The organism is Hyphococcus sp., from assembly GCF_965228385.1.
GTDB lineage: Bacteria > Pseudomonadota > Alphaproteobacteria > Caulobacterales > Parvularculaceae > Hyphococcus.
This window is the reverse complement of sequence record NZ_OZ245810.1, coordinates 3,320,099-3,337,526: the sequence shown is the minus strand read 5'-3', so window position 1 is coordinate 3,337,526 and position 17,428 is coordinate 3,320,099. Positions and strand designations below refer to the sequence as shown.

Below are 17,428 nucleotides of genomic sequence, written 5' to 3'. Positions count from 1 at the left end.
GCGCCGCCGCCGCAGCGCGCAGCGCCCGCCCTTGACGAAACGCGCGCCCCGCTGCAATTCAGATCAGGACAACCAGATCGCAACAAAGACCCGCACTCATGAGCGAACCCACGCAAGCGCCAACGCCGGCCCCGACGCCAGACCCGGAAGTGATTTATGTGAATCAACGCCGCGTATCCTGCAATGGCGGCGGCGCGCTCGGCCATCCGGTGGTCTGGTATTCACTCGAAGACGGCGAAGCCGAATGCGGCTATTGCGACCGTAAGTTTATTTACAAGGCCGACGCTGAGCCGCGCTGAAACGGGCGCGGCCTTACTCAACCCTAATATCGAAATGATGCACATCCTCGCGCGCGCGGTCGGTTTCAAAGATTCGATCATCGCCGTGGCGGCCCCCGCGTCAGCGGGAACCCGCGACGGCGAGATCTTTAAATATAAAATCCGCTAAGCGCCTGCTCAAATTTGATCAACTCATAAGCGGCGACGCCGGATTGTGATGTTCATGCTTGTTTGCGCCTCAAACGCCTTCGCGCCAGGCGAGTTTCCACACATCGCGCGCTTTGGGCGGCGATGACTGCAGGATGGCGTTGCGGAAAATGCGCCCCATGACCCGCATCAACACAATGGCGAAGACCAGCATCAGCGCTGTTGCACCCAGTATTTCCCACAAGGGCGGATCGGCCGCAGCGCGCATCATCACCGCATAGGGCGTATAGATCGGGATCCATGTCAGCATGGACGCGACAAACCCGTTCGGGTTTTGGAAAACCATAATCATGAAGGGCAGCGGCGCAAAAACCAGCAGCATGACCGGCCCCATATAGGACTGGGCGTCTTGCAGAGAATTCGAAACGGCGCCGATGGCCAGAAAAATCATGGCGAAAATCGTATAGGCGCAGAAAAAATAAAACAGATAGATCAACAAGAGCGGCGAGGAGAACAGCGCCCCAATGACCGGCTCGGCGAGGCTTTCTCCGGACGACGGCAAAAAGCCCAAACCGAAAACGCCGCCGATCAGGAAGATCACCGGCATGGTGAGACCCACAGCGCCAATGCCGATCAGCTTGCCCATCATAAGCTCGCCCGCCGTGACGGAAGATAAAAGGATCTCGACAATCTTGTTTGAACGCTCTTCAATTGTGTTGGTGAGGAGCAGGTTGCCGACGCCGAAAATGATGACGAGCAGCATATAGGTGAGCGCCGCCGGCAGCGCGGTTTCGATTCGGTCCTGCACGCCGAGCTGCGCGTCTTCCGCTTCCCGGTCGGGACGGTAGGATTCAAACGGCGCGTTAATCGAAGCGATGTCATCGAGCGCCGTTTGCGACAGTCCGCTTTCGGCGATGGCCTCGCGTTTCAACGCCGCATCAAGCGCATTGCCGATAAAACCTTCCAGCGCGCTGTCTGTGAGGTTGCGGCTCCAATATTGAGCCGCCGGCGCATCCGCCCCCGCGCCGAAATTTTCCGGTATCAGGATGGCGGCGAACAGTCTGACCGGCGCGCCCTCACCGTCCTGAAGCGCGGCCTCTTCCAGCAAATATGGCCGCAGCAGATTTTCCGCCTCTTCCAGCGTTTGCGCATTGTCGACGCGCGCCGGCGCTGCGATCCGTTCAAATGACGGGCGCGGACGCTCAAACAGCGGCGCATTGGGTTTCAGGTGCGGGGCCGCAGCCGCCTGCGCAGCCGCAAACCCGCCGGCCGCCTGGAATGCGTTCAGCCGTGTGTCAGAAAGACTGTCCGGCGCAAACGGGGCAGCGATGGCGCTGTCGTTTGCGTCCGTCAACGGATTGGCGAGCGCGCCGTCCTTTGCATACGCCCTAACATATGCATCCCATCCCGCCAGCGAGTCCAGCTGATATCGGCGCTCGACTTCGCGATCAATATAATCTGTATACTGTCCAGTCTGATCGTAGACAACGAAGACGCGCGTCGGCTTTGCGCGCTCCATCAATCCCATGGCGGCGCTGAAGCCGATCAGCCCGACAGGAAACAACACAATAAACAGCAAAAATCCGCGCGAAAATACATATTGCTTATATTCCCGCCAGGCGATGAGAAGCATTTGCCTCATTCGGCCGCCTCCATGCGTTGCGCCGGCGCAGCGTCATCACCCGCCAGCGCCATAAAAATATCGTGCAGCGTCGCCCCTGCCTGCTCAAAACGCGTCACGGACAGACCCGCTTCCACAAGACGGCGCAGAAAATCCTGCGGATCCACATCATCGCCGAGTTCTATTTCATAAGTTGTTTCTTCGCCGCTAACATCTTCCACGCGCACGGACTGAACGCCCGGCAGTACTTCAACGGCGCTTTGCGCAGCGGTCGTGCGAAGATGGATACGCCGGCCGTAATCAGCGCGCGCCTCGCCAAGCGTACCCTCAAACCGTTTTCGCCCGCGTCCGATAATCAAAAAGCGGTCGCATAGACGCTCCGCATGCTGCATAACATGGGTGGAGAAAATAATGGTGCGGCCCGCATCGCGCTGCTCGCGGATAAGCGCTTCCAGCGTCTGTTGATTGATCGGATCGAGTCCGGAAAACGGCTCGTCGAGAATCAAAAGCTCCGGTTCATGGGCGATGGCCGCCAAGAGTTGCACTTTTTGCGCCATGCCTTTCGACAGCGCCTCGTTTTTCGATTTTGCGAACGCGCCAAGGCCAAACTCTTCCAGCAACTGGTATGCTTTCTTCTTCGCGGCGCCGCCGGAGAGCCCGCGCAACTGCGCAAAATAGGCGATGGATTGCGCGGCTTTCATTTTGCGGTAGAGGCCGCGCTCTTCGGGAAGGTAGCCGATGCGCCGGCGCACCGGAATCGCCGACGGCGAGCCGAGGACGAAAATCCGTCCGGCGCTTGGCTGCACAATATCCAAAAGCATGCGCAAGGTTGTCGTCTTGCCGGCGCCGTTGGGGCCTAAAAATCCGTAGATTTCACCTTGCGCCACCGCGAATGACAAATCATCCACCGCATTGAAGGCGCCGTAGTTTTTGCTGACATTTTCGAGGATAACGGGACTTGAGGACATCAAACGCTTTCGTCATTAGGACGGCGATATAAACAAAGGGCGCTCGTTAAGGAACAATAAATCCGCTTACCACGATCCCGTGTTTTCCATGCTCGCCCATGGCTCGGCCGGCGCCAGGCTTTCGCCTTTCTGCAACAGTTCGACAGAGACGCCGTCCGGCGAACGTACAAACGCCATATGCCCGTCCCGCGGCGGACGGTTGATGGTGACGCCGGCGTCTTTCAGCCTGGCGCAAAGAGCGTAAATATCATCGACCAGATAAGCGAGATGACCGAAATTACGCCCGCCCTCATAGGATTCCGGATCCCAATTATAGGTGAGTTCCACCATCGGCGCCTTGTCGCGCTCGGCGCGGTCCGCATCTCCGGGCGCGGCGAGAAAGACCAGCGTAAACCGCCCCTTTTCAACGTCCTTGCGGCTGATCTCTTTCAAGCCAAGTTGATTGCAGTAAAAGTCGAGTGACTCTTCCAAGTCGCTGACGCGCACCATGGTGTGAAGATATTGCAAGGTTTTAACTCCTAGTCTCGCGAACGGATAATTTCATCGCGCAGATAGCCGGGGCGGCGGTGATGGAACCGGCGCATATAAAACGCAACAATCAAAAGCCACGTTATCAGTACGCCGAAAAAATAGTAAAATCCGGCGAAGGCTTCCGCCACATAAAGCTGGCACTCCGCGCCGCATTCCCAGGCTTGCGTCAGCCTGACTTCGCCCAAATTCACATAACGCACCATTTCCACGGGCTGCGGCAGGACGCCGAGCTTTTGCCCGAGCCTTTGCAGGCCCGCCAGAGCGATAAGAGTGACGGGCAATGTCAAGAGGAACGTCGCCAGCGCGCTGAGCGCATAGCCCGGAAAACGCGGCTCATGCACGCGCTTGTAAATATCGCGGAATTGGCTTTCGCTCATGCCTTTCAGGAACTCCGGCTCATGTTTTTGGAAATGCTCCCATTCGATCCCGGCACCTTCGGCGATTTCTTCTTCAATCCCGCGCCGCCAGCGCCAGTACAACGCGCCAAGCAAGCCGAGAACAATCAATATGGTCAGAAAAAAGCCAAGCATGCTTTCCGTCGTTTCGATAAAAGTTCTTTGGTTTAACGCAAAGCGCGCGCTTTATCCAATGCGGGTCCTGTTCAAAGCGTCCGACAGAGACTCTGCAAAACGCGCGCGTTCGTCAGGCGACAAAAACGCGCCGAGGATCAGGACGCCGCCCTTGGATGTGACGCGCACCTGACTTTCATGTTTTACCGGCCTGTCGATGGAAACGCGCGTCCAGAAAGGCTGAAGCCGCCAGCGCGTTTCATGGCCCGAGGGCAGCACCCGCGCCACCAGCATGTCGTCCTGCGTCACCCGCACCCGCTCACGCAGCCTTCCCTGCCAGTAACTCAGCTTGAAGGCCAGCCAGACGGCGAAAACATCAAGACCGCAAAATCCGATCACCGGCCACGCGCCGAGCGCATAAAAGTAAGTCCCGAAAAGAATATTCGCGCCGATAACGATGCTCATAACGGCAATGTAGCCTGCATTCGGCAGGGAGCGGTTGGGATAGAGCACGGCGTCAAAAAACGCGCTGTCGCCATTGTCGCCGAAACTATCAAGCCCGGAGGCTTCGGGCGCGCGCCCTTTTTCGCAGGGCGCGAGGGTTTCCATATTGGCGACGCGACTCATGGGGAAAATATACGCGCGCCAATCCGGCGCGGCAATCCGCGCGTCTTTGAACTTTACGCTTGCCGCCCGCGCGGTATGGTCGCGCCGAACCTTCAGAGCGATCCCATGCCCCGAAAGATGACCCGCGCCAAGGCGCATGAAATGTTCAGGCGTCTGGCCGATGTCTCGCCCGAACCGCAGACCGAGCTCTATTTCAAAAACCCGTTCACGCTGGTGGTCGCCGTGGCGCTGTCCGCGCAGGCGACGGACGAAGGCGTCAACAAGGCGACGAAAACACTGTTCGAGATCGCCGACAGCCCGCAAAGTATGGCGGCGCTGGGCGAGCAAAAACTTGGTGATTACATCAAAACCATCGGCCTGTGGCGCAACAAGGCGAAAAACGTCATCGCCTTGTCGGAGAAGATCATCAGCGAGTTCGGCGGCAAGGTGCCTGAGACCCGCGAGGCGCTGGAGACCCTGCCCGGCGTCGGGCGCAAGACCGCCAATGTCGTGATAAACGTCGCCTTCGGTCAGCCGACCATCGCCGTCGACACCCATATTTTCCGCGTCGGCAATCGCACCGGCCTCGCGCCCGGTAAGAACCCGCTGGAGGTCGAGCTTGGCCTTGAAAAGATTGTGCCCGAAGAATTTCTGCTGCACGCGCATCACTGGCTGATCCTGCACGGCCGCTATGTCTGCAAGGCGCGCCGCCCGGAATGCTGGCGCTGCAATATTGTGGATCTATGCGGCTTTAAGGACAAAGTGATGTCGCCTGACAAACCGAAACCGGCGAAAAAACCGGCGGCCAAAAAGACAACCGACGGGAAGAAGGCGACCGCAAAAAAGAAATTCGGATTGAAGCCAAAATTACGAACAGCGAAGAAGAAAAGTTAGCCGCGCAAAACCTCTCCCGCTGGCGGGAGAAGGAAACCGCCACGATCGCCGAAGGAAATGACGTGCATCCAGGTAACAATAACGACCGCCTAATCATCGCCCTCGATCTTCCGTCTGCGGAAAAGGCTGAAAACATCATTGACGCCCTCGGCGATGAAGGAACTTTCTACAAGATTGGTTACCAGTTAATGCCCGTTGGCGGCATCGACCTTGCGCGGCGGCTAAACGGTCAGGGCAAGAAAGTCTTTCTCGATTTCAAGTTTCACGATATCGGCGCGACGGTGGAGCGCGGCGTGAAAAGCGTCTGCGCGCTTGGCGGCGATATCCTGACCGTGCATGCCGAGCCTGACGTTTTGAAAGGCGCCGTTCAGGGACGCGGCGGCGATGAGCGGCTCAAAATTTTCGGCGTGACCGTCCTGACGAGCCTCGATCAGGAAAGCCTTTCGCGCGCCGGCGTTGAAATGAAACTGGAAGATCTGGTGTTGAAGCGCGCAGAATTCGCCGCCGAAGCGGGCGCGGACGGCGTGATCGCTTCCGCCAGAGAAGCAAGCGCCGTCAGGGCGCGGTTCGGTGACGCCCTGAAAATCGTGACGCCCGGCGTCAGGCCGAAAGGCGCTGGCGCCGACGATCAAAAGCGCGTGGTGACGCCAGCCGACGCCATCGCCGCCGGCGCTGATCATCTGGTTGTGGGTCGCCCGATCGTCGCGGCGCAAAATCCGCAAGACGCGGCGCGCGCCATACAAGCAGAAATTGCGACCGCATTGCGGTAGAAATTACTCTTCGGACGCCGTCACTATAATCATCGCCGTACAGGCCGCCCGGCCGTCCCGGCGATAGCTATGGGGCGCGCTGCTGTCGAAATAGATCGCGTCGCCCTCATCCAGCGCCTGTTCCTCGCCGTCAATATCGATGATGAGCTGTCCCTTGATGATGTAAACCAACTCTACGCCGTCATGCCTATGCGGGGTTGACGGCGCGGAACCCGGAGAAAACTCCGCCAGATAGCCTTCAATTATTCTGTCCGTAGCCGGAAAATTGAGGCTCTCAAAACTATATGTTTCGCCTTCGGATTCGGGTTGTTCCGGAAATTTCATCCGGTCTTTTTTTCGGGTGACCGCCATCACCGGCCGCTTTTCATCTTCCACGAAGAAATGTTCGAGGCCGACCCCGAACACCATGGCGATCCGCAAGAGCGTCGGCAATGTGGGGAATATCTGCCCGCGCTCGATTTTCGACAGCATGGCCGGCGAAAGGCCGGAATGCTCGCCAAGCTGCGTCAGGGCCATACTCTTCTTGAGCCGGAGCGACCGGATTTTCCATCCAATTTCGTATTGTTCGAGACCTTCGGTAAGCGTGTCGGAAAGCATGCCGGTCCATTTGATTTTCTTCTGGCGCAAATTATCACCAATATTTTTACTTACAAGAAAATAAGCGTTCACATCACGAAAATTTTATTATTAGGAAATTTGGTTTTCATTATATGAACACACTCAAGCGGCGCAATTAAACGCCGCCGCCCGTATCCGGCCCCGCCGAGCGGTTTTGATCAACAAAGGAGAAATGGAAGATGCAAATGAACTTCGTAAAAACCATGATCGCCAGCGCCGCTGCGCTCACCGCCATTTCAGGCACGGTCAGCGCCGGAGATTACGGCAAAAACAAAAAAGACATTATCGACACGGCTGTTGAAGCCGGCCAGTTCACGACGCTGGCGGCGGCGCTTGAAGCTGCAGGCCTCGTCGGCACGCTGAAAGGCGACGGTCCGTTCACCGTATTCGCGCCAACCGACGACGCGTTCGCCGCACTGCCCGCAGGGACGGTCGACACGCTGTTGAAGCCGGAAAACAAGGATCAGCTTGTTTCCATTCTCACCTATCACGTTCTGCCGAATAAAGTGATGTCAGGCGATATCGCCGGCCAGACGCTTGATGTGGAAACGGTTCAAGGCTCGACAATATCGATTGACGCGACTGACGGCGTGAAAGTCGACAACGCCACCGTCATTAAAGCGGACATCAAAGCGTCTAACGGCGTCATTCACGTCATTGACGCTGTCGTCATGCCGTAAATCAAACGCACAAGAGCGATCCGGCGTCACAGGAGCCGGAACGCTCTTCAAGAGGGTGCTTTCTCGTTTCGCCCATATAGCGGAAAGCCCCGTTGCGCCGTCGCCTTCCCTCCCCCTGGCGACGGCGTTTTTTTAAGCGGCGCGGGATACAGCCGCACAAACGGTCGTTATCTGGCCTGCGCCTTGTTCATACCTGATCTTTCTGGAAATTTCCGCCCCGGCGCCATAAGATTGCGCTCTATAAAAACGGCGGGGGATGACGCGCAAAAGCGCGGAAAGGACGTCAGGGATATGGTTGATCCGGTAAAGCGCGTTGAACGAAAGTCGCGCCGCGCAATATTTCAGGCCTATCTGGAGAACGCGCGGAAAGCAAAATCAGACAAGGTCGCCGTGACCGATGGCGACGGCCGGAAACTGACGAGCAAGGAAATCACGCAAAGCTCTTTCGCGCTGGGCGGCGCGCTGGCGCGCTTGACGGCGAAAGAAGAACGGGTCGGCATTCTGTTGCCCACCGGCGCCGGCGCCGTAATCGCGCTGTTTGCGCTCCTGTCGCGCGGGCGCGTCCCGGCCATGTTGAATTTTACCGCCGGTTTCAAGAATTTGCGCGCCGCCTGCCGCGCCGCGGAAGTCAGCAAGGTCGTAACGGCGAAAAAATTCGTAGAGCTTGCCGGGCTTGAAAAGCTGATGAGCGAACTTGAGGGCGCCGTCGAAATTATTTATCTCGAAGACGTCCGTGAACAGATCAGCGCGCGCGATAAAGCGCTGGCGCTCCTCGGTCCGATATTTCCGACGCTTCTCGCCGCCACGCCCAATCCGGAAGAGCCGGGCGTGATCCTTTTTACGTCCGGCACGGAGGGCGCGCCGAAGGGCGTTGTGCTGTCGCATCGAAATATCATGGCCAATATCGAGCAAATCTCCGCGCATGTGGAATTACTGCCGACGGATATTTTCTTCAATCCGCTGCCAACGTTCCATTGCTACGGCCTGACCGCCGGCGCGCTGTGGCCTGTTCTGAACGGCTATCCGGTGGTTTTTCATCCCTCGCCCTTGCAGACGAAAATTATCCCCAAGCGGATTTTCGAGACGGGCTCCACCGTCTTGTTCGCCACAGATACCTTCTTGTCGCAATATATGCGCGCCAGCCCTGACGGCGGCATGTCGTCCTTGCGCATCGCCGTCTGCGGCGCCGAGCGCGTGCGCGACGAAACCCGGCAGGCTGCGGAAAAACGCTTCGCTTTTGAAGTTCTGGAAGGCTATGGCGTCACCGAAGGATCGCCTGTTCTTGCCGCGAACCAGCCGGGCGACATTCGATCCGGCACTGTGGGGAAATTACTGCCGGGCGTCGAAGCGCGGCTTGAACCGGTCGAGGGGCTGGACGGCGCCGGGCGTTTATTCGTGCGCGGACCGAATATCATGAAAGGGTATCTTTCAGCGGAAAATCCCGGCGTGATTATTCCGCTTGAAGACGGCTGGCACGACACGGGCGACATCGTCTCCATCAGCGACGCCGGTTATATGTCCATCCGCGGGCGTCTGAAGCGGTTTGCAAAAATTGGCGGCGAAATGGTCTCCCTCGCGGTGGTTGAAAACTGCGCCTCCGCGGTCTGGCCGGACAATATGCACGCCGCCGCCATCATGCCTGATCCGAAAAAAGGCGAACAGGTCATCCTCGTGACGGACCGCAAGGAAGCGCCGCGCGGGCTGCTTCTCGCCTGGGCGCAGAGCCATGGCGTGCCCGAGATCGCCGTTCCCAAAAAGATTGTCACCGTTGATGAAATCCCTGTTCTCGGCACCGGCAAGATCGATTTTTTGAAAGTCAAAACGCTCGCCGAGGAAGCGCTCATCGCCCAGGAAGCGGCGAAGGAAGCATCCGCCGAATCGGCGCCCGAACCGGACAGGAAAGAACTAAAAAAACGTGCCGCCGAAGCCAAAGCCGAAAAGAAACGGCTGGAAAAAGAAGCAAGGGCGGCGCAAAAGCAGGCGGAAGACGTCCCGCCGGAAACTGCGGCGGGCGCAAACGATGCGGCGGCCGCCAGCGATGAAAAATCGCGGGAAAGCGCGCCTGACGAAGAAAACGGCGAGCGCAAAAACTTCAAGGACGCTGCAGAATAGGAATGCGATTGAGGCGTATCGCATCCGGTCTGAACGGCGGGGTTCCGATCATGGCCGCGCATGCGTTTTGATCCGCAACCAACGCTTCAAGGTGAAAAAGTCATGTTGCGCCCATTGCGCGCCGGCGATTATGACCTTTTGCACAAAGCCGCTGCGGACCCGCTGATCTGGGAACAGCATCCACAGCAAAACCGGCACGAGCCGGCTGTATTCAGGCTCTTTTTTGATGAGGCCGTCCGCTCCGGCGGCGCGCTTGCCATAATCGATAATGCGAGCGGCGCTATCATCGGAAGCTCGCGATTTCACGGCTTTAATCCCGACGCCCGCGAAATCGAAATCGGCTGGACATTTCTGGCGCGGCGATATTGGGGCGGCGCCTATAATGGCGAGGTCAAACGATTAATGCTGACGCACGCATTTCGCTATGTGCAGTGCGTGCTTTTTCTCATTGGCCGGGAAAATGTTCGTTCACAAAAGGCCGTTGAAAAGCTCGGCGCCTCGCGCGCGGGCGAGCACGTAAAGGCGGACGGCGCTGCAAATTTCGTTTACCGTCTCAGCGCCGGGCGGTTTCGCGGGGAATAAGCCGCTGACTATCAATTGACTATCAGTGTCTGGCGCTGTGGACGCAATCAGGTTTTTCAGGAAACGTTACGCGCGGCGGAGGCGGCCCGCTCGCCCTCTTCATCATTGTGCGGATGATCGCCGTCATCACCGTCTTCATGCAAAGAACCGGTCATGGAATCGTTGCCGGGCGGCGCAATTTCAGGCGGCAGGCTGCCGGACGATGGCGTCTCCGCGCCGGCGGCGGTCTCTTCGTGCGAAACCGCTATTGCATCGTCTTCCATCATGACCGGCTCGACCATGGCGGGCGGCGCGGTCAGTAATCGCACTTCTTCCTGCGACAGTCCGGCGGCCGCTTCTTCGATGGGCGGCGGCGAAAGGCGGGCATAATCCATATATTCGCGCACCAGACGGGCCCAGCCTTCTCGGGTCAGGTGAAACTCACCGTCGGCGCCGGGACGCGGATCGCGCTGCGCGGCGGCGGCGTGCTCCATCCATGGTTTTCCCGCCTCCTCGCCGTCGCGGCCCGCAATGGCTCTCGCCATCAGCGCATAGGCGGCGGCGTTGCCGGTGCGCGAGACCATGGGCGACAGCATATCCATCGCGCCGCGCCAGTCTTCCACGAGCGTTGCAGCGCGCGCGCGCAAGAGTTTCGCTTCATCGGACGTCGGATTCCTGTCCGCGAGCTTTTCAAGACGGCTGGCGCGTTTTGCCGGCTCATCGTCTTTATAAAGACGATCGTAGAATTTGATCAGCGCCGGATGCGCCGAGCCGGTAAACGCCGCCTCGATCGTGCGCGCAGCCTTTCCTTTCTTACCGTCCGCGGCGTAAAGCTCCGCCGCAAGGAGCGCCGCCGGCGACAGATCCGGCGCCAGTTTCAGCGCGGCTTCAAGCTCAGCGAGCGCAGCGGCCGTGTCCGTTTCGCGCACGGTGTAAGCGTCAGCGGTCAGCAGCGCCGCGCGCGCGCGGTCGGCCCGGTCGCTATCGACGATATTATTCTTTCGGGCTTGCGCCAGCGCCTCGCGCGTTTCCCGCCAAGCGCCGCGTTCGAGCCCCAGATCGAAGACCGACTGAAACGCCCATGACGCATTGGGCCGTAAGCGGAACGCGCGCTCGGCGTAACCGCGGGCCGCTTCATGATCGCCCTCCGCCATAGCCTGCGCATATAGCCCTTTCAGCCCCAGAAATTCTGTTTCCGGCGCTTCGAGCATGGCGGAAAAGCTCTGTTTCGACGCTTCACGGTCGCCGGAAAGCTGGGCCGCCTGCGCCGTCAGGAGCCGCGTCAGAGAGACGTCCTCAAGGTGGCGCCGGGCGATGCGCGCATGATGGGTCGCGTCGTCCCCGTCGCCGACGGCCACGGCTTCAAGACCGCGCGTCAGCGCCGCAATGCCGCGTTCGCGTTTCGCGGCGGCGTCTTTCGCCCGGATTTTACCCGGCAGGGCTGCGATATCCTTGATTTTGTGGGTCAGATAAATGGCGAGCAGAAACAGAACGAAGACAGCGCCGATGATAATCCCCGACGGTCCGTCGAACTGCTGGCCGAAGGCTTCACCGGTGATGCGGCTGTCGAGCGTTGCGAGATAAGTGATGCCCCCCGCAAAAAAGAGTATGCCCAGCAAAAATATCAATATACGGATCATTTTCGTTTCCTTACTCCGATCCGCGGTTGAATTGCGCCGCAAGCGTGTCCAGCGCCGACTGCGCCTGAGCGCGCGCCTCGGCCATGGTAATCCAGCCGGCCATGGCGGCCCTGGCGCCTGGAGGCAGATTTTCAATTTCACGCAAAGCGCCGGTCAAGTCGCCCTCTTCCACCGCCTGTTCGGCGCGGGAGACGACGGCGCGCGGCCCGTCGCCCGATTGGGGCGCGGCAGGCCGCACGGAAACCAGACTGCGCGCCCGCGCGAGAACGCCGGAAACGCCGCCGCCGGCGGCTTCCTGCCCCGCTGCCGCCAGCGCATCGCGCGCCGCAGGGCCAAACTGCTCGCGCAAGGCGGCCTCAGTCGGAACGCCTTCATGGGCGTAAGGCGTCAAGGCGGCGGCGCGTTCAGGCGCAAACTGCGCCGTCGCCGTCAACTCTTCTGCGAAGGGTTCGCCCAAATCGATTTGCCGGCGCAACGCGGCAAGCGCGAGCGTGGCCTTTAGCTTGTCGCTGGCGCCTTCAATCTCGTTACTCTCAATCTTCTCAAGGCTGGCGCGCATATCGGCGATCGCCGCGCCGTAACGCGCATCACGCTCGGCCAGCGCCCTCTCGAAACTGCGCTGCAAATCGGCGATATCCGCCGCCAGACCGGCGCTGCGCTCTTGCTCGGCGCTTAACGCGGCGTGCAGCCGTCCGGTCTCGCGCTGCAGGACGTCAATATCGTTGACGATTTTCTGCGGAACGCCCGCCATCTGCGGCGGGTCATCTGCGCCGGATGCTTCACGCGCAGCATTTGACGCCACGAGACCATTATCGCCGGTGGCGGTTTCATTCTCTCCCGCAGATGCTGATTGTGCATCGGGCACGTCCTCTTGCACCGGATCTTCGCTTTCCGCCGGGGCCGGCGCCCTTTCGTCACCTGTCCCAGTATCGCTTTCGTGAGCGCCGCTTTCTCCGGCGGCGCTTGCTCCGGCCTCGCCCGCATCGTCCTCACCAGCTCCATCAATATCGAACCCGGGCGTTTCCTCCGTTTGCTGACTTTCAGGATCGTCAGCGGTCACGGGAGCGCTTTCGCCTTCCGGGCGCTGACGCGGCCCTTCTTCATCTGCGTCCGGGGGACCCGCCTCAATCGTGTTGGCAATTTTCGCCGCGTCGCGATCGGTCACCGGCGGCAGGAACGTATCGTCCGGCGCCGCCTCCAGCGCTGGCGGCGGCGAAACAGCCTCGCGCGTGTGTTCCACCTTGGGGCCTGGGTCCGGCAGGGCGGGCGTTGTTCCCTCGGCGGTTTCCTCAGGACTGGCGGGCGCCCCGTCCGCGCCGCGCTCTGGCGCAGCTGTTTCCATGGGATCCGAAATGGTTGCGCCAGGGTCGCGACCCACAAACCACCAGACGGCGAAGGCGCTCAGCGCGACGGCGACAAAGCCGAAAAACAACAATACACCCGGCGTCAGGGTCGATTTTTTCGGCGCGGCGCCCTCATCGCCGCCGGAAGCCGGCTCGTCATCCGCGAAAGCAGGGTTATCGAACGCCGTCGCGCTGCGCTTTTCCGCGGCGCCGACAACTTCAGCTTCCACTTCGGGCGCATCGCCGGTATCGGCATCTTCATCTTCCGGTTTGCCGTTATCCTGCGTCACGCAGATACTCCTACTTCGAAGGCTGTTCGTTCATTCCTAGATAGGCTCAGCATGCAAAGCGCTCAAGCGGAGGCCGCAATCATTGTCAACACGCTCTGCGCCGTTCGTTCCGGCGAGACGCTGACATCGCGCCAGTAATCCCCCGCCGCTTGCGCCGCCGCGTTGCTGAGGCAGGCCGCGCGGATGCGCCCCAGCGGTTCGCAAACACCTGCTTTTTCCGCAAGCGACAGGAAAAGCCGCGCCGTGCGGGGCGAGAAAAACGTCGCCCATTCCGGCGGATCCGTTTTCATCATGCGAATAATTTCCGGCGGCAGCGCGCTGACGGCGCGCGCTTCATACAGCGTCACGCGTTTCGCCGCGATATTACGCGCGCCCAACATGGATGCGAGGTCGCCGGCGCGATCTTTTCCCGCAATATGCAACAGATGGCCGGGTCGGCCGTCGATTTCGGCGGCGATATGATCGGTGAGACTGTCAACGTCGCCTGCGGAGGCGCTGATCGCTGAAAATCCCGCTGATTTGGCGGCTTCAGCCGTCACCGCGCCGACGGCGAATACGCGAAGCGAACGGTCCGCAGCATTTGCCGCAAAGGCGCGCACCCCGTTGGCCGAAGTAAATGCGAGCGCAGTTACCCCTTCGAGATTGATAGCGGCCGTTTCCATATGGATTTTCATCACCGGCGCCATGAGCGGGGTCAATTGCATGCGCCGGCACATGGCGGCGGTCGCCGATGCATCCGGTTCGGCCCTGGTGATGAGCACTTTCATGATCGCTTCACACTTTCGCCGCGCTAAAGTCCGGGCCGGTTTTCGTCAGTCAGCCTTGCGCATTTTCGCCCTTTGCTGTCCAAGCGGCTTAAACCAGCCCTGAAGGAAGGCGCAAGCCGAGAGATGACGACGCCGCGCGAGTTCTTTGTCCTTGGAATCGAGACGAGTTGCGACGATACCGCCGCGGCCGTGGTGCATCTGCGCGCCGATAGAACGCGCCGCATCCTTTCCAATGAAGTCTGGACGCAGCATGACGACCATGCCGCCTATGGCGGCGTCGTCCCGGAAATCGCAGCACGCAGCCATGTGGAGCGGCTTGATGCGACCATCGAGAAAGCCGTCGCCGCCGCCGGCCTGCGGTATGACCGGCTATCCGCCGTCGCCGCCACCGCCGGGCCGGGCCTTGTGGGCGGCGTCATGGTGGGGCTTACCACAGCCAAAGCCGTAGCGCTGGCGCACGATTTGCCGCTCGTCCCGGTAAACCATCTGGAAGGTCACGCGCTTTCCGTGCGGATGACCGAATCTTGCGATTTTCCTTTCCTCCTGCTGCTTATTTCCGGCGGCCATACCCAGCTCATCCGGGTTTCGGGCGTCGGGGCGTATGAAAGGCTGGGCACGACCATCGATGATGCGGCGGGCGAATCCTTCGACAAAACCGCGAAACTTTTAGGGTTGGGTTCGCCGGGCGGACCCAAGGTCGAGTCGGCGGCGGTAGGCGGCCGGGCCGATCGTTACCCGCTGCCGGAACCGCTGAAACGCCGGGCGGGATGTGATTTTTCTTTCTCCGGTTTGAAAACGGCGGTGCGCGAAGCCGCGCAAGGCATCGCCAGTCCGACCGGTCAGGATGTGGCGGATATCGCTGCGTCGTTTCAGGCTGCTGCGGCGCGCCATTTGGCCCAGCGTACAAAAAACGCCATGGACCTCATGGAAAAAACATCCGCCGCCGAAAACCGGTTGGTGGCGGCCGGCGGGGTCGCCGCCAATTGCGCCGTCAAGAAAATGCTGCAGCAATTGTGCGCAGCAAATTCCTGGCGCCTGATAACGCCGCCGGCGAAATATTGCACTGATAACGGCGCCATGATCGCCTGGGCCGGCGCGGAAAGACTGGCCTCGGGGCTTGCGCCGGAAAGATCTGCGGCGCTTGCCATGGCGCCGCGCGCGCGCTGGCCTCTGGCTGCGCCAAAAGACGGCGGAAAGCTGGGGAGCGGCCGCAAAGGGCCGAAAGCCTGAGCCGAACTTTCTGATCCGGCCTGCGCCGCGGGAGTGGCCCATCGAAAGCGCGAACACGCAGCAAACGATGCTGATAAGGCTTTCATTCAGCGCCTTGAGAAGGAAATTATGCTGCACTTTTTGCTGCAGCATTTTTTGCAGCAATTTCTTTTGCGATTTGCTTCAGCGTGACCCGCGCCAATACGTTTTGAAAGGCGTTTTCCGCATCCGCCGTAACCTGTGTCAGGGCGGCCTGAATATTTCCGCCCACCGGGCACACAGGGTCCGGCGCCGCACGATGCAGCGGGATCAGCCCCGGTTCTTCCACCGCCAGATAAATATCAAGCAGCGTGATTTTCTTCGGCCCTTTGGCGAGCATTGCCCCGCCGCCCTTGCCCAGTTGCGTGACAGTCAGTCCCGCGCGCGACAACGATCCCAGAATCCGGCGCACTACCGCCGCATTGGTATTGGCGCTTTTTGCGAGCGCTTGCGATGTTATTGGCCGGCGTCTGTCGGCGCACATCATCGTCAAAAGATGAACGGCCACGGCAAATCGCGTAGACCCTGCCATAGTTTACCTCCCGGCAACACCAATACGTTCAGAACCATTAGGCTGAATTTACTGTAAATGCGTTACCGACACTGTTTCAATTAGGCGCCGGCGTTCATATCCGCACCTCGAACAACGTGATTAGATAAAAAAATGGCGCGAAAGCCGGGGCAGGCTTTCGCGCCAGTCATACCGCTGCGGTTATTCAGGGAGGGTGCGTCCTTAAGGGGAGGTGGACGTAACCACAGCAGCGAAAAGCGGCAGGCGTCAGCCGATGATGACGCCGCGCGTTGCGAGATCAGCGACATTAAACAGGAGAGCGCCGAGAACGCCTGTAAGTGAGACGGTGACGGCGGCTTGCACGGCAAGATTTCTGAGAGGCGACATGGTTTCGATCTTTCTAAGTTAAATAGGTCGTTTTTTGTTTTGGTTGCGGCGCAACAAAGGCTTATCGCTCATGCGCCGATGCGTCAGAGAATGCGATGAACCCTCGCTACAGGGTGGAGATAAGCGCCGGTTGAAAATTTGTCAATGAATATTTTGATCAATATTCATTATTTATCCATCAGTTTTTCTGTGTGATGAATATTCTTTTATTTTCAATAGTTTATTTCTGGAAGCGTCCTGGTGACTTGGCTTGGTCGCTGGTTTGTGATCTGCAGGCGCTATATTATAACGCACCCGCGCCGTGCTTTTTCTTTTCCAGCGCGGCCCGCCGCGCCGCACGCCAGGCGAAGCCATCAATAATAAAACTGGTGACGCCCTCAAGTTCGCCAGCCAGCTCGTCAAAATCGCCTTCATGAAAGATCGCCGGGCTTGTAAACCGGTAAAACGCGTCCTGCAGGATTTTCGCGGTCTTCACAGCGTCATCGAAAGCGAAAACGCCCTGCTGATCGCCTTCCACCAGAATTTCCGAGAGCACCCGGCCTTCGGCGTTTTCCCATTCGATGCCGACTTTGGGGCGGGAGTGCAAAAGCTCCTGGGAAAGCTCATAGGCTTTCGGCTTGTCGTGAAACCGGTCATAGGCGAGCTTGAATTTTTCCAAAAAGAAAGCGCGCAATTTTTCAGCCGGCGCCATGCCCGGCGCCGCCAGCACCGCGCGCAAGCTCGCCACCTGTTCGCGGCGCAGCACCCGGACAAAGATTTCCGCAATATCAAGCTTTGACGGAAAGTAGCGATAGAGATTGCCCGTGGACATGTTGCAGTCCTGAGCGATCTCGGACATGGTCGTTTTCCCGTAACCGTAATGCAGAAAACGCCGGCTGGCGGCGTTCAATATCTGTTTCGCGGTTTCGTCGAGATTTTCAGTGGGCATGGGCGTTTTGGGGTTTACG

General features: G+C 59.4%; 18 protein-coding genes. 7 read left to right on the top strand and 11 right to left on the bottom strand.

All coding sequences use genetic code 11. The annotated features are described in order from the left end of the window. The first annotated feature begins 98 nt into the window (after nucleotides 1-98). Nucleotides 99-299, top strand: a complete 201-nt coding sequence (locus tag ACQK2Q_RS15625) for a zinc-finger domain-containing protein (RefSeq protein WP_425410674.1) — start codon at nucleotides 99-101, stop codon at nucleotides 297-299. A 217-nt stretch (nucleotides 300-516) separates the two neighbouring features. Here ACQK2Q_RS15625 and ACQK2Q_RS15620 read toward each other — a convergent pair whose 3' ends face one another. The 5 genes from ACQK2Q_RS15620 to ACQK2Q_RS15600 all read right to left on the bottom strand — a co-directional run bounded on the left by ACQK2Q_RS15620 (nucleotide 517) and on the right by ACQK2Q_RS15600 (nucleotide 4,681). Further along, nucleotides 517-2,067, bottom strand: a complete 1,551-nt coding sequence (locus tag ACQK2Q_RS15620) for an ABC transporter permease (RefSeq protein ID WP_425410673.1) — start codon at nucleotides 2,065-2,067, stop codon at nucleotides 517-519. After that, nucleotides 2,064-3,014, bottom strand: a complete 951-nt coding sequence (locus ACQK2Q_RS15615; RefSeq protein ID WP_425410672.1) for an ABC transporter ATP-binding protein — start codon at nucleotides 3,012-3,014, stop codon at nucleotides 2,064-2,066. The genes ACQK2Q_RS15620 and ACQK2Q_RS15615 overlap by 4 nt, the downstream gene beginning before the upstream one ends. A 66-nt stretch (nucleotides 3,015-3,080) precedes the next feature. Continuing rightward, nucleotides 3,081-3,521, bottom strand: a complete 441-nt coding sequence (gene gloA, locus ACQK2Q_RS15610; protein WP_425410671.1) for a lactoylglutathione lyase — start codon at nucleotides 3,519-3,521, stop codon at nucleotides 3,081-3,083. 11 nt (nucleotides 3,522-3,532) lie between these two features. After that, nucleotides 3,533-4,075 (bottom strand): hypothetical protein, encoded by a 543-nt coding sequence (locus ACQK2Q_RS15605; protein WP_425410670.1) that lies wholly within the window; start codon nucleotides 4,073-4,075, stop codon nucleotides 3,533-3,535. A gap of 51 nt (nucleotides 4,076-4,126) precedes the next feature. Beyond that, entirely contained in the window at nucleotides 4,127-4,681 is a 555-nt protein-coding gene (locus tag ACQK2Q_RS15600) for a DUF2244 domain-containing protein (protein ID WP_425410669.1), read from the bottom strand. A gap of 105 nt (nucleotides 4,682-4,786) precedes the next feature. Here ACQK2Q_RS15600 and nth point away from each other — a divergent pair, with 105 nt between their 5' ends. Together nth and pyrF are read left to right on the top strand one after the other, a co-directional pair. After that, nucleotides 4,787-5,554 carry an endonuclease III gene (gene nth, locus ACQK2Q_RS15595; protein ID WP_425410668.1) on the top strand — a complete coding sequence of 256 codons (768 nt, stop codon included), beginning with the start codon at nucleotides 4,787-4,789 and terminating at the stop codon, nucleotides 5,552-5,554. Between the two features lie 62 nt (nucleotides 5,555-5,616). Beyond that, entirely contained in the window at nucleotides 5,617-6,324 is a 708-nt protein-coding gene (pyrF, locus tag ACQK2Q_RS15590; protein WP_425410667.1) for an orotidine-5'-phosphate decarboxylase, read from the top strand. Between the two features lie 3 nt (nucleotides 6,325-6,327). Here the strand turns inward: pyrF and ACQK2Q_RS15585 are convergent, their stop codons facing one another. Then, a complete protein-coding gene (locus ACQK2Q_RS15585) occupies nucleotides 6,328-6,921 on the bottom strand; it encodes a helix-turn-helix domain-containing protein (protein ID WP_425411176.1) in 594 nt (197 codons plus the stop codon). A gap of 200 nt (nucleotides 6,922-7,121) precedes the next feature. On the opposite strand from ACQK2Q_RS15585, the gene ACQK2Q_RS15580 reads away from it, so the two are divergent. The 3 genes from ACQK2Q_RS15580 (at nucleotide 7,122) to ACQK2Q_RS15570 (ending at nucleotide 10,316) form a co-directional block, all read left to right on the top strand. Next, nucleotides 7,122-7,622, top strand: a complete 501-nt coding sequence (locus ACQK2Q_RS15580; protein ID WP_425410666.1) for a fasciclin domain-containing protein — start codon at nucleotides 7,122-7,124, stop codon at nucleotides 7,620-7,622. Nucleotides 7,623-7,913: 291 nt separating this feature from the next. Next, entirely contained in the window at nucleotides 7,914-9,734 is a 1,821-nt protein-coding gene (locus ACQK2Q_RS15575; RefSeq protein ID WP_425410665.1) for an AMP-binding protein, read from the top strand. 60 nt (nucleotides 9,735-9,794) lie between these two features. Then, the gene (locus ACQK2Q_RS15570; protein ID WP_425410664.1) at nucleotides 9,795-10,316 is read left to right on the top strand and encodes a GNAT family N-acetyltransferase; all 522 of its coding nucleotides are present in this window, start codon (nucleotides 9,795-9,797) and stop codon (nucleotides 10,314-10,316) included. A 56-nt stretch (nucleotides 10,317-10,372) separates the two neighbouring features. Here the strand turns inward: ACQK2Q_RS15570 and ACQK2Q_RS15565 are convergent, their stop codons facing one another. From ACQK2Q_RS15565 to ACQK2Q_RS15555, 3 genes are all read right to left on the bottom strand, one after another. Next, nucleotides 10,373-11,935: a heme biosynthesis protein HemY gene (locus ACQK2Q_RS15565; RefSeq protein WP_425410663.1), complete on the bottom strand. Its 1,563-nt coding sequence runs from the start codon at nucleotides 11,933-11,935 to the stop codon at nucleotides 10,373-10,375. A gap of 10 nt (nucleotides 11,936-11,945) precedes the next feature. After that, the gene (locus tag ACQK2Q_RS15560; RefSeq protein WP_425410662.1) at nucleotides 11,946-13,568 is read right to left on the bottom strand and encodes a mitofilin family membrane protein; all 1,623 of its coding nucleotides are present in this window, start codon (nucleotides 13,566-13,568) and stop codon (nucleotides 11,946-11,948) included. A gap of 62 nt (nucleotides 13,569-13,630) precedes the next feature. After that, a complete protein-coding gene (locus ACQK2Q_RS15555) occupies nucleotides 13,631-14,335 on the bottom strand; it encodes a uroporphyrinogen-III synthase (protein WP_425410661.1) in 705 nt (234 codons plus the stop codon). 123 nt (nucleotides 14,336-14,458) lie between these two features. Here ACQK2Q_RS15555 and tsaD point away from each other — a divergent pair, with 123 nt between their 5' ends. Beyond that, the gene (tsaD, locus tag ACQK2Q_RS15550) at nucleotides 14,459-15,565 is read left to right on the top strand and encodes a tRNA (adenosine(37)-N6)-threonylcarbamoyltransferase complex transferase subunit TsaD (RefSeq protein ID WP_425410660.1); all 1,107 of its coding nucleotides are present in this window, start codon (nucleotides 14,459-14,461) and stop codon (nucleotides 15,563-15,565) included. Nucleotides 15,566-15,671: 106 nt separating this feature from the next. Here the strand turns inward: tsaD and ACQK2Q_RS15545 are convergent, their stop codons facing one another. Then, nucleotides 15,672-16,115: an Rrf2 family transcriptional regulator gene (locus ACQK2Q_RS15545; protein ID WP_425410659.1), complete on the bottom strand. Its 444-nt coding sequence runs from the start codon at nucleotides 16,113-16,115 to the stop codon at nucleotides 15,672-15,674. 649 nt (nucleotides 16,116-16,764) lie between these two features. Continuing rightward, complete coding sequence (locus tag ACQK2Q_RS15540; protein ID WP_425410658.1) at nucleotides 16,765-17,409, bottom strand: TetR/AcrR family transcriptional regulator; 645 nt, start codon at nucleotides 17,407-17,409, stop codon at nucleotides 16,765-16,767. Between the last annotated feature and the right edge of the window lie 19 nt (nucleotides 17,410-17,428).

Coding starts and splice junctions, on each gene's coding strand:
- ACQK2Q_RS15625 (WP_425410674.1), top strand. CDS start 99: ATGAGCGAACCCACGCAAGCGCCAACGCCGGCCCCGACGCCAGACCCG.
- ACQK2Q_RS15620 (WP_425410673.1), bottom strand. CDS start 2,067: ATGAGGCAAATGCTTCTCATCGCCTGGCGGGAATATAAGCAATATGTA.
- ACQK2Q_RS15615 (WP_425410672.1), bottom strand. CDS start 3,014: ATGTCCTCAAGTCCCGTTATCCTCGAAAATGTCAGCAAAAACTACGGC.
- ACQK2Q_RS15605 (WP_425410670.1), bottom strand. CDS start 4,075: ATGCTTGGCTTTTTTCTGACCATATTGATTGTTCTCGGCTTGCTTGGC.
- ACQK2Q_RS15600 (WP_425410669.1), bottom strand. CDS start 4,681: ATGAGTCGCGTCGCCAATATGGAAACCCTCGCGCCCTGCGAAAAAGGG.
- nth (WP_425410668.1), top strand. CDS start 4,787: ATGCCCCGAAAGATGACCCGCGCCAAGGCGCATGAAATGTTCAGGCGT.
- ACQK2Q_RS15585 (WP_425411176.1), bottom strand. CDS start 6,921: ATGCTTTCCGACACGCTTACCGAAGGTCTCGAACAATACGAAATTGGA.
- ACQK2Q_RS15580 (WP_425410666.1), top strand. CDS start 7,122: ATGCAAATGAACTTCGTAAAAACCATGATCGCCAGCGCCGCTGCGCTC.
- ACQK2Q_RS15575 (WP_425410665.1), top strand. CDS start 7,914: ATGGTTGATCCGGTAAAGCGCGTTGAACGAAAGTCGCGCCGCGCAATA.
- ACQK2Q_RS15570 (WP_425410664.1), top strand. CDS start 9,795: ATGCGTTTTGATCCGCAACCAACGCTTCAAGGTGAAAAAGTCATGTTG.
- ACQK2Q_RS15565 (WP_425410663.1), bottom strand. CDS start 11,935: ATGATCCGTATATTGATATTTTTGCTGGGCATACTCTTTTTTGCGGGG.
- ACQK2Q_RS15555 (WP_425410661.1), bottom strand. CDS start 14,335: ATGAAAGTGCTCATCACCAGGGCCGAACCGGATGCATCGGCGACCGCC.
- tsaD (WP_425410660.1), top strand. CDS start 14,459: ATGACGACGCCGCGCGAGTTCTTTGTCCTTGGAATCGAGACGAGTTGC.
- ACQK2Q_RS15545 (WP_425410659.1), bottom strand. CDS start 16,115: ATGGCAGGGTCTACGCGATTTGCCGTGGCCGTTCATCTTTTGACGATG.
- ACQK2Q_RS15540 (WP_425410658.1), bottom strand. CDS start 17,409: ATGCCCACTGAAAATCTCGACGAAACCGCGAAACAGATATTGAACGCC.